The organism is Novosphingobium sp. B-7, assembly GCF_000410615.1.
GTDB lineage: Bacteria > Pseudomonadota > Alphaproteobacteria > Sphingomonadales > Sphingomonadaceae > Novosphingobium > Novosphingobium capsulatum.
This window is the reverse complement of the sequence record NZ_KE148355.1, coordinates 449-9,895: the sequence shown is the minus strand read 5'-3', so window position 1 is coordinate 9,895 and position 9,447 is coordinate 449. Positions and strand designations below refer to the sequence as shown.

General features: G+C 67.0%; 6 protein-coding genes. 3 read left to right on the top strand and 3 right to left on the bottom strand.

Going from position 1 to position 9,447, the window contains the following annotated elements:
- A partial coding sequence (locus H926_RS27530) for a TonB-dependent receptor (RefSeq protein WP_148291745.1) occupies positions 1 to 1,928 on the top strand: 1,928 nt, incomplete at its 5' end.
- 57 nt (positions 1,929 to 1,985) lie between these two features.
- On the opposite strand, the gene H926_RS27525 is transcribed toward H926_RS27530, so the two are convergent.
- Positions 1,986 to 2,834 (bottom strand): class III extradiol ring-cleavage dioxygenase, encoded by an 849-nt coding sequence (locus H926_RS27525; protein ID WP_022676777.1) that lies wholly within the window; start codon positions 2,832 to 2,834, stop codon positions 1,986 to 1,988.
- Between the two features lie 423 nt (positions 2,835 to 3,257).
- Here H926_RS27525 and H926_RS0113460 point away from each other — a divergent pair, with 423 nt between their 5' ends.
- Positions 3,258 to 6,653, top strand: a complete 3,396-nt coding sequence (locus H926_RS0113460; RefSeq protein WP_022676776.1) for a glycosyltransferase — start codon at positions 3,258 to 3,260, stop codon at positions 6,651 to 6,653.
- A gap of 108 nt (positions 6,654 to 6,761) precedes the next feature.
- On the opposite strand, the gene H926_RS0113455 is transcribed toward H926_RS0113460, so the two are convergent.
- Positions 6,762 to 8,126, bottom strand: a complete 1,365-nt coding sequence (locus H926_RS0113455) for a HAMP domain-containing sensor histidine kinase (protein WP_022676775.1) — start codon at positions 8,124 to 8,126, stop codon at positions 6,762 to 6,764.
- A 49-nt stretch (positions 8,127 to 8,175) separates the two neighbouring features.
- The gene (locus H926_RS0113450) at positions 8,176 to 8,862 is read right to left on the bottom strand and encodes a response regulator transcription factor (protein WP_022676774.1); all 687 of its coding nucleotides are present in this window, start codon (positions 8,860 to 8,862) and stop codon (positions 8,176 to 8,178) included.
- 66 nt (positions 8,863 to 8,928) lie between these two features.
- Between H926_RS0113450 and H926_RS27520 the strand changes: the two genes are divergently transcribed.
- A partial coding sequence (locus H926_RS27520) for a type IV secretion protein VirJ (protein WP_022676773.1) occupies positions 8,929 to 9,447 on the top strand: 519 nt, incomplete at its 3' end.

The following is a 9,447-nucleotide window of genomic DNA, read 5'->3' as shown; positions in this document are numbered from 1 at the left end:
CGGCGGGCGGCGGCAGCAGCAATGCCATGCCGATCGTGGTCACCGCCACGCCGTTTGGCCACACCATCGATGATACGCCCACGGTTTCTGCGCGCGTCGATGCCGATGCGATCTCGCGCGCCGGCGGTGCCAGCATTGCCGATGCCCTGCGCGATGTGCCCGGCGTATCGTCCACGGGCTTTGCCTCTGGCGCCAGCCGCCCGATCATTCGCGGCATGGACAGCAACCGCGTGCGCCTGCTCGAAGACGGCACGTCCAGCTCCGACGTGTCGGACATCGGCCCCGACCACGGCATTCCCATCGATCCGCTCTCGGCCCGCTCGATCGAAGTGGTGCGCGGCGCGGCCACGCTGCGCTATGGCAGCCAGGCAATCGGCGGCGTGGTCAACACGATCAACAACCGCGTGCCCACCACCCTGCCGACCGAGGCGATCTCGGCCGAAGCCAGCACCAGCTACACCACGGTGAACAAGGGCGTCGAAACCGCAGCGCTGGTCGATGGCAAGGCTGGCCAGCTGGCCCTGCATGCCGACGGGTTCTGGCGCACCACCGACAACTATGACACCCCGCTCGGCACCCAGCAGAACTCCTGGTTCAACGGCTGGGGCGGCTCTGTCGGTGGCTCGTATTTCCTGCCTGGCGACAAGAGCCACGTGGGCCTGGCCGTCACGCACTATGACGCGCGCTACGGCATTCCCAGCGACACCACCTATATCGACATGCGCCAGACCAAGGTGATGACGCGCAACAGCTTTGCGCTGGATTCGGGCCTGCTCAAGACGTTTACGCTCGACGGCAGCTATGGCGATTACCAGCATTCGGAAAAGAACCCGGATGGCTCGATCAACACCACCTTCAAGAACAAGGAATGGAACGGCCGCGGCGAACTGCTGCTCAATGCCATGGGCCCGGTGCGCAACACGGCGCTGGGCGTGGAATACCAGCACCGCGATTTCTCGGCCGTGGGCGAAGACAGCAGCTACCTGAACCCGGCCACCAGCCAGAACATCGCCGGCTACCTGTTCACCGAAATCCAGCTCGCCGATCCGCTCCACGTGGAAGCCAGCGGCCGCGTGGAACACGTGCGCATCACCGGCACCCCGGCCGATGATGCCTTCACCGTGCGCAAGTACACGCCGGTGAGCGGCGCGATCGGCGTGCTCTATACGCCGATCAAGGCAGTCAAGTTCGGCCTCAACTTCTCCAGCACCGGGCGCGCGCCGGCGCTGACCGAACTGTTCGCACGCGGCGCCCACGATGGCCCGCAGACCTTTGAGACCGGCGATCCCAACCTCAAGATCGAGCGCGCCAATTCGCTCGAAGGCAGCCTGCGCGTGCGCCAGGGCGGCTTTGCCTTCACCGGTTCGGTCTATTACACGTGGTACAAGAACTATATCTATGGCGAGCTGACCGGCCGCACCTGCGATGATGATGGCGTGTGCACCGCCAGCCCCGACGGCGAACTGCGCGAGCTGTTCTATCGCCAGCAGGGCGCGAAGTTCCGCGGGCTTGAAGCGGAAATGAGCCAGGAGCTGGTCAAGACCGACGAAGGCACGTTCACCGCCAAGGTGCTGGGCGATTACACCCGCGCAACGCTCGACAACGGCTCCAACGTGCCGCGCATCCCGCCCTACCGCATCGGCGGCGGCTTTGCCTGGGCGGGCAAGACGCTCGATGCCGGGATCATGTTCAGCCACTATGGCCGGCAGGACAAGGCGGGCGATTTCGACACGCCCACCGCTGGCTACAACAACCTCAACATGAATGTCGCGTGGCGTCCGTTCAAGAGCCACCCCGGCATCGAGCTGGCGATCGTGGGCCAGAACCTGACCGACGATACCCAGCGCCTGGCCACCGCGCTCAACAAGGATCTGGTGGTCATGCCGGGCCGCTCGGTCCGCTTCGTGATCAAGGCCGCCACGTTCTGATGGCCATGGCGTGCGGTTCCCCATGACAGGAACCGCACGCCATCCTTCATCCCGGCTTCAGCGGCCACTGCCGCCGATGCGATCGAAACCGCTGGGCGTGGCATCGCTGCCAAAGCGATAGCTGGACGCGGTAATCGCGCCGCGCAGGTCGTTTTCCGAATAGACGCAGATGCCCGGATCATTTCCGGCCGCACCCACCGCAACCATCAGCGGGATGAGGTGATCGGCCTGTGGATGGCAGATGCGCGCGGCCGGCGCCTTTTCCCATTCCAGCAGCGCCGCCGCGCGTTCGGCCGGCGCCAGATCGATCAGGGCATGGCGCAGCCAGGCATCGAAGGCTGCCGATGGCGCCGCCGCCGCGGCGTTGAACTGGCGCAGGTTGTGATAGCTGAACCCCGACCCGATGATCAGCACGCCTTCGTCGCGCAAGGGCGCCAGGGCGCGGCCCAGCGCCAGGTGCGCCGCGACATCATAGTCGGCGCGCAGCGACAGGCTGAGCACGGGAATATCCGCCTCGGGCCAGATCGGCTGCAGCATCGAGAACGTGCCGTGGTCGAAACCGCGCGTCGGATCGGTGCCCATCGCGATGCCGGCTGCCTTGCCCAGTTCCACCACGCGCCGCGCCAGATCGGGCGCACCGGGCGCGGGATAGCGGATGTGATAGGTGTGTTCGGGAAAGCCGTAATAGTCATAGACCATGCCCGGCTGCGCGGCGGTCGACACGGTGAACTGCGGCTCTTCCCAATGGCCTGAAACCACCAGCACCGCGCGCGGACGGGCAGGCAATTGCGCGGGCAAAGCCTTGAGCGAGGCTTCCAGCCAGGCAAAGCCTTCGCGGAACGAGCCATCGAGCCAGGGCCAGGGGCCGCCGCCGTGCGAGAGAAAGAACACCGGCTGTTGCTGCATGCGAAATCCATCCTTTCCCGTCCTATCTATGGATTGTTGTGGCCAATGACAGCGGCCAAAACCCTGCGCATCTTGTTGGCCCAAGTTGAACGCGCCGCTCCCTTGCGGCAGATGGCCGGATGCAGGGCGCAAAACCGCAGCAAAGGGTGGCACCATGGCCAAACCGTAATGTTTTGATCACGCCCCCGGCAGGGCACACGGGCTAGACCGCTTTTCGACGGTGAGCAGCTTGGACCCGCGACGTGACGGTCCCCTGTTCCGGTTCCGCTTGGGCTGCTCGCCGTCACCCTGCCGCATGGCGCAGACCCCGCTTTCCCGATCCCCGGTTTTCCGGTAGCCGTCGATGCGCACAGGGCCCTTGCCCTTTCCGCGGCATACCATCCAGTACGTCGGAAAACCTCTCGTTTCGGAACATCCCAGGCCGTGTCACGCCCCATCTTCTTCGATCCCACCGGCCAGCGCCGTCGCTGGACCCGCCGCCTGGCCTTTGCCGTATTAGCCATTCTGGTTGGCATGTGCGTGGTCTTTGCCACCACCGTGGCCACGGTTACGCCGCGCGAACCGCTGAACTTTGCCCAGGAACACATGGCGCCGCTGCGGCTCAAGGGCCAGGTCAGCCGCCTGTCCCACCGCCTGGCCGCGCTGCTGGGCCGGCCCGCGACCGTGGTGCCCGCGCGCCAGCAGACCGCGCCGATCACCATCGGGTTCTACCAGGCAGACAGCGATGAAAGCGCTGGCGCGCTGCAACACCACGTCGGCCAGCTCGATTGGGTTGCGCCCACGCTGATGTCGATCGATCACGCCGGCAACCTGACGGTGACCGACGATGCGCCGATGCGCCGGATCATTACCGGGTCGCTGCACCGCCCGCTGGTGGTGCCGGTCTTGCAGAACGTGCGCGAGAACACCGGCTGGGATGGCGCCGGCACTGCCGCCGTGCTGGCCAACCCGGCGCGCCGCCTGGCCCTGGCCACCGCGATCGATGCCGCGCTCGACAAGTCGGGCGATGCGGGCGTGATGATCGACTTCGAAAACCTGCCGCAGACCGCGCTGGCCGGGCTGCACAAGTTCACCGCCGACCTGCACGCCCGCCTGGCGCCCAAGCACCGCGTGGTGGCGATCACCATGCCGGTGGATGACGAGAACTGGCACCCGCGCGCCTTTGCCGATGTCGCCGACAAGATCGTGCTGATGGCCTACGACGAGCACTGGCAGGGCGGCCAGCCCGGGCCAATCGCCTCGAACGGCTGGTTCCTGGGCCACGTGGCCGACATGATCAAGGGCACCGCGCCGGGCAAGGTCGTCGTCGCGCTGGGCAGCTATGGCTATGACTGGCACGAAGGCCATGCCGATGCGCTGACCATCGAAGAAGCCTGGCTGGCCGCGCACGACAGCGGCACCATGCCGGCGTGGGACAAGGCCAGCGGCAACGTCGGCTTTGCCTATACCGACGATGCCGATACGCAAGATGGCACGCCGGCGGTGCGCCACGATGTGTGGATGCTCGATGCCGCCACCAGCTGGAACCAGATGCTGATGCTGCGCCAGTTGGGCCTCGGCTCGGTGGCGTTGTGGCGGCTGGGTTCGGAAGATCCCGGCTTCTGGGACGTGCTCAAGACCTGGCGCAGTGGCGGCAAGACGCTGCCCGATCTTTCGCGCATCACGCAAAGCAGCAATGTGGACGTGGAAGGCAATGGCGAAATCCTGCGCATCGATGCCACGCCCACGCCCGGCACGCGCACCCTCGCCACCGATCACCGCCTCGGCCTGGTGACCGGCGAACGCTATGATTCGCTGCCCACCCCCTATGTCGTGCGCCGCACCGGCGACCGGCCCAAGCTGGTATCGCTCACGTTCGACGATGGCCCCGATCCGACCTGGACGCCGCAGATTCTGGCGATCCTGGAAAAGTATCACGTGCCCGGCACGTTCTTCGTGATCGGCGAAAACGGCGTGGCCAATCGCGGCCTGCTGCAACGCATGGTGGCCGACGGCGATGAGATCGGCAACCACAGCTATACCCATCCCAACATGGCCAACAGCACGCCGACCGGGATCAAGCTGGAACTCAATGCCACGCAGCGCCTGATCGAGGCCTATACCGGCCGATCCACCCGCCTGTTCCGCGCGCCCTACTTCGGGGACGCCGAACCGACCACGGCCGACGAACTCGATCCCGCGCTGGTCGCGCAGAACCAGGGCTATACCATTGTCGGCCTGCACGCCGATCCCGGCGACTGGATGCGCCGCCCGGCCGACGAGGTGGTGAAGCTGACGGTCGATGCGGTCAACGCGGGCAATGCCGATCGCTCTGCCAACGTGATCCTGCTGCATGATGGCGGTGGCGATCGTTCGCAGACCGTCGCCGCCCTGCCGCGGATCATCCAGCAGTTGCAGGCGCAGGGCTATCGCTTCGTGCCGGTGTCCACCCTCGCGGGGCTCAAGCGGGACGACGTGATGCCGGCGGTCAAGGGCTGGGATCTCATGGCCGTGCGGCTCGATATCGGCATCTTTGCCGTGCTGGCTGCGGCGCTTGCCACGCTCAACTGGACGTTCTTCTTTGCCATTGCGCTGGGCACGCTGCGCGCTGTCGGGCTGACCGGCTTGGCGCTGTTCCCGCAGCGCAAGCTGGATCTGCCCTGGCTCAATCGCACCAAGGACGGCGGGGAAGATCCCACGCCCTATCAGCCGCGCGTGACCGTGATCATCCCGGCCTATAACGAAGAGCGCGTGATCGAAGCCTCGGTGCACCGCATCCTGGCAAGCACTTATCCCGCGATCAACGTGATCGTGGCCGATGACGGATCCAAGGACGCGACCAGCGCGATCGTGGCCAAGGCATTCGGCGACGATCCGCGCGTGCGGCTGATGACGCTGGTCAATGGTGGCAAGGCCAGCGCGCTCAACCGCGCGCTCGCCGCCGCCGATGGCGAAATCATCGTCGCGCTCGATGCCGATACCCAGTTCGAACCTGCCACCATCGGCAAGCTGGTGCGCTGGTTCGAAAAGCCGGAAATCGGCGCGGTGGCCGGCAATGCCAAGGTCGGCAACCGGGTGAACCTCGTCACCCGCTGGCAGGCGGTGGAATATGTCACCGCGCAGAACATCGAACGCCGCGCGCTGACCCGGTTCGACGCGATCATGGTCGTGCCCGGTGCTGTCGGCGCCTGGCGCCGCGAAGCGCTCAACGATGTAGGCGGCTATCCCGAAGATACCCTGGCCGAAGACCAGGATCTGACCATCGCCATTCAGCGCCACGGCTGGAAGGTGGCCTATGACGAAGACGCCGTGGCCTGGACCGAAGCGCCCGAAACCCTGCGCGCCTTGGGCAAGCAGCGCTTCCGCTGGGCGTTCGGCACGCTGCAATGCCTGTGGAAGCATCGCGCCGTGGTGGCGCAGCAGCGCCCCTCGGGCCTGGCCTTCGTGGGGATTCCGCAGGCCTGGCTGTTCCAGATCGCCTTTGCCATCGCCTCTCCGCTGATCGACCTGGCGCTCGGCATCTCGATCGTCGGCACGATCGTGCGGGTGATCCAGCACGGCTGGGCCCAGACGCAGACCGACGTGCTCCGCATGGGCGCCTATTGGCTGGGCTTCACCATGATCGACCTCGCCTGCGGCCTGGTGGCGTTCCGGCTCGACGTGCGGGAAAAGCGCCTGCCGCCGTTCCTGCTGCTCAGCCAGCGCTTCGTCTATCGCCAGCTGATGTACGGCGTGGTGATCCGCGCGGTCAGCGCCGCCCTGGCGGGCCTGGGCATCGGCTGGGGCAAGCTGGAGCGTACCGGCCGGGTAAGCGCGCCGGAAGGCAAGAAGACCTCCTGACCCGGCAACCGGCCTCCCGCCCTTCCCGTCGCGGCGCGACGAACGGAAAGGCGGGACGGCTGCGGGCAGGGCCAACTGCCCCGCTTGGCTCGCTGCTGGCGCGCGGCTTTATCGCGGCAGATGCAGCGTCAGCGACAGGCCCCCGCCGGCCGCCTCGCCCAGTTCCAGCCGCCCGCGATACAGCCGCGCCACGGCATTGACCATCGACAGGCCCAGACCGCCGCCGGGCAGAGTGCGGGCATTGTCGAGCCGCACGAACCGCTCGATCACGCGGGGGCGATCCTCCGGGGCAATGCCCGGCCCATTGTCGGCCACTTCCAGCACGGCCTCCCCCTCTGCCACGCAGGTGCGCAGGGTGATGGCCGTGCCACCATATTTCAGGGCATTGTCGATCGCATTGGCCAGGGCGCGCGAAATCAGCTCGCGGTCGGCCATGATCCAGGCTGGCGCCAGGTCCAGCGTCATGGTCACGCCCGATTGCTCGGCCAGCGGCTCGTAAAGCTCGGCCATGTCGGCCACCACTGCCGCCAGGTCGAGCGAGACGCGCCGATCCTGCGCCGTGCCGCCTTCCAGACGGCTGATTTCCAGCGCGGTTTCCAGCATTGCGCGCAGCCCATCGGCATCGGCGCGCGCCGCCTGCAACGCCTCGATCGCGCCGGGTTCATCGACGCGGGCCAGCGCCGTGTCGATCGCGGCCGAAAGCCGCGTGACCGGAGAGCGCAGATCGTGCGCTAGCGCGCCCGACACCGCACCCAGTTCCGCCACCAGGCTGGCGATCCGTTCGGCCATCTGGTTCATCTGCAGGCGCAGGTGGTCAAAGCCATCGCCGCTTTGTCCCTCGGCCAGGCGCATGCCGAAATTGCCGGCGGCCAGTTCCTCGGCCGCCTGGGCGATTTCATGCGTCCGGCTGCTGATCGCCACGCCCAGCACCACCGCGCTCAACAGCGCCAGCGCCACGGCCACGGCAATGGTCAGCCCGATCGCGGCAGCAAAGGCCAGGTTGAAGCGCCGCTCGCTGGCGCCCATCAATCCCACGGTCAGCTTGGCCCCATCGGGCAGGGTCGTGGCCAGAACCAGCGCTTCCTGATCCGTGGCGCTATCGCCGCGCCGCACCAGCACCGATTGCGGGCGTGGGCCCGGCGCAATAGCCGGGACGAAATCGATATTGCTGGTCAACGCCGGCGCGCTGCCGCCGGCCAGCGCCACGAAAACACCGGGATCGGCCACGCTGCCGCGTTGATCGCGGATGAAATCATCCAGCGATTCCCGGCCGCCGCTGTAGAACGCAGCGAGCAGATCGTCGCGCACGTCGATCACCTGGTCTTCGCGATCGGCGCGTACGACGTCGAGCATCTGGGTGCGCAGGAAGAAGATCGCCGCCGCGCTCGACAGCAGCTGCAACACGAAGACCGCCGCCACCAGCCGCAGCATGGTGGGCGACAGGCGCCGCTGGTGCATGGCCCGGCCGAACATCGTCACAGCCCGCCTATGTTCGATCTGGGCATCATCGGCCCGGCCACGCTCAGTCGGCCGCCATGCGATAGCCCGCGCCGCGCACGGTGTGGAACAGCGCCTGTTCCTCGCCATCGTCGATCTTGCGACGCAGGCGGCTGATGTGCACGTCGATCACGTTGGTGCCGGGATCGAAATGATAGTCCCACACCGCTTCCAGCAGCATGGTGCGGGTAACCACCTCGCCCTGGTGCAGCAGCATGTATTCGAGCAGGCGGAACTCGCGCGGTTGCAGCGTGATCTTGCGCGTGCCGCGCTTTACCTGGCGGGTGAGCCGGTCGAGTTCCAGATCGGCGCAGCGCAGCACGGTGTCCTGCGCCTTTTGCCGGCCAGTGCCACGCCGGGTCAGCGCCTGGACCCGCGCCAGCAATTCGGCAAAGGAGAACGGCTTGCCCAGGTAATCGTCTGCCCCGGCGGTCAGGCCCGCCACGCGATCATCGGTGCTGCCCAGCGCCGACAGCACGATCACCGGTGTTTCCACCTCGGCCGCGCGCAGGGCCTTGAGCACGGCGAGGCCATCCATGCCCGGCAGCATGCGATCGAGCACGACCACGTCGAACTGGCTGTCGGTGGCCAGGAACAGCCCGTCCCGGCCGTTTTCAGCGCGGTCCACGGTATAGCCTTCTTCGGCAAAACCGCGCGCGATATAGTCCCCGATCTGGGGATCGTCTTCAACCAGGAGGATGCGTCCGGCCACAAGCCACTTCCATGACAACGAGTTAATCTTGCCCCCACTGCCCGGACAGGGCGTGGGGGCCATGGCATGACCATCATGGCTATTGGCTTTCCCGGTCGCAAGCTGTTTGCCCTTGCCGCCGCCCTGCCCTTGCTGGGAGGCGCGACCATGGCCGCGACCGGGTATTTCGCCGGCTATTTCGATACCCAGGCCATGCACTACCGCCCCGCGCTTGGCCAGCCACGCCAGGATCTGGTGGCGATCTACTTTTCCGGCGACATGGGCCTGCGGCTTGGCCCAGGCTGCCGCACCGTGGCGGCGCTGCGCCGCCAGGGCCTGGCGGTGATGGCAGTGGATTCCCCGGCGCTGTTCCGCCTGACGCGCGATCGCGCCTTTGTCGATGCGCTGGTGGCCGATACCATCCGCGCCGCGCTGGCCCGCAGCCATGCCGCCAAGGTCGCGCTGATCGGCGCGGCGTTTGGCGCGGGCATTCTCGATACCGGGCTGGGCGCCGTGCCGGCCGATCTGCGCAGCCGCATCGCCTCGGTCGTGCTGGTGCAGCCAGGAACGGCGGTCTATTTCCAGGCCAATCCGGGCGGCCTGATC

What these genes read in the sequence shown, in the direction of transcription:
- H926_RS0113455 (WP_022676775.1), bottom strand. Translation starts at nt 8,126, where the DNA reads ATGTTCGGCCGGGCCATGCACCAGCGGCGCCTGTCGCCCACCATGCTG.
- H926_RS27525 (WP_022676777.1), bottom strand. Translation starts at nt 2,834, where the DNA reads ATGCAGCAACAGCCGGTGTTCTTTCTCTCGCACGGCGGCGGCCCCTGG.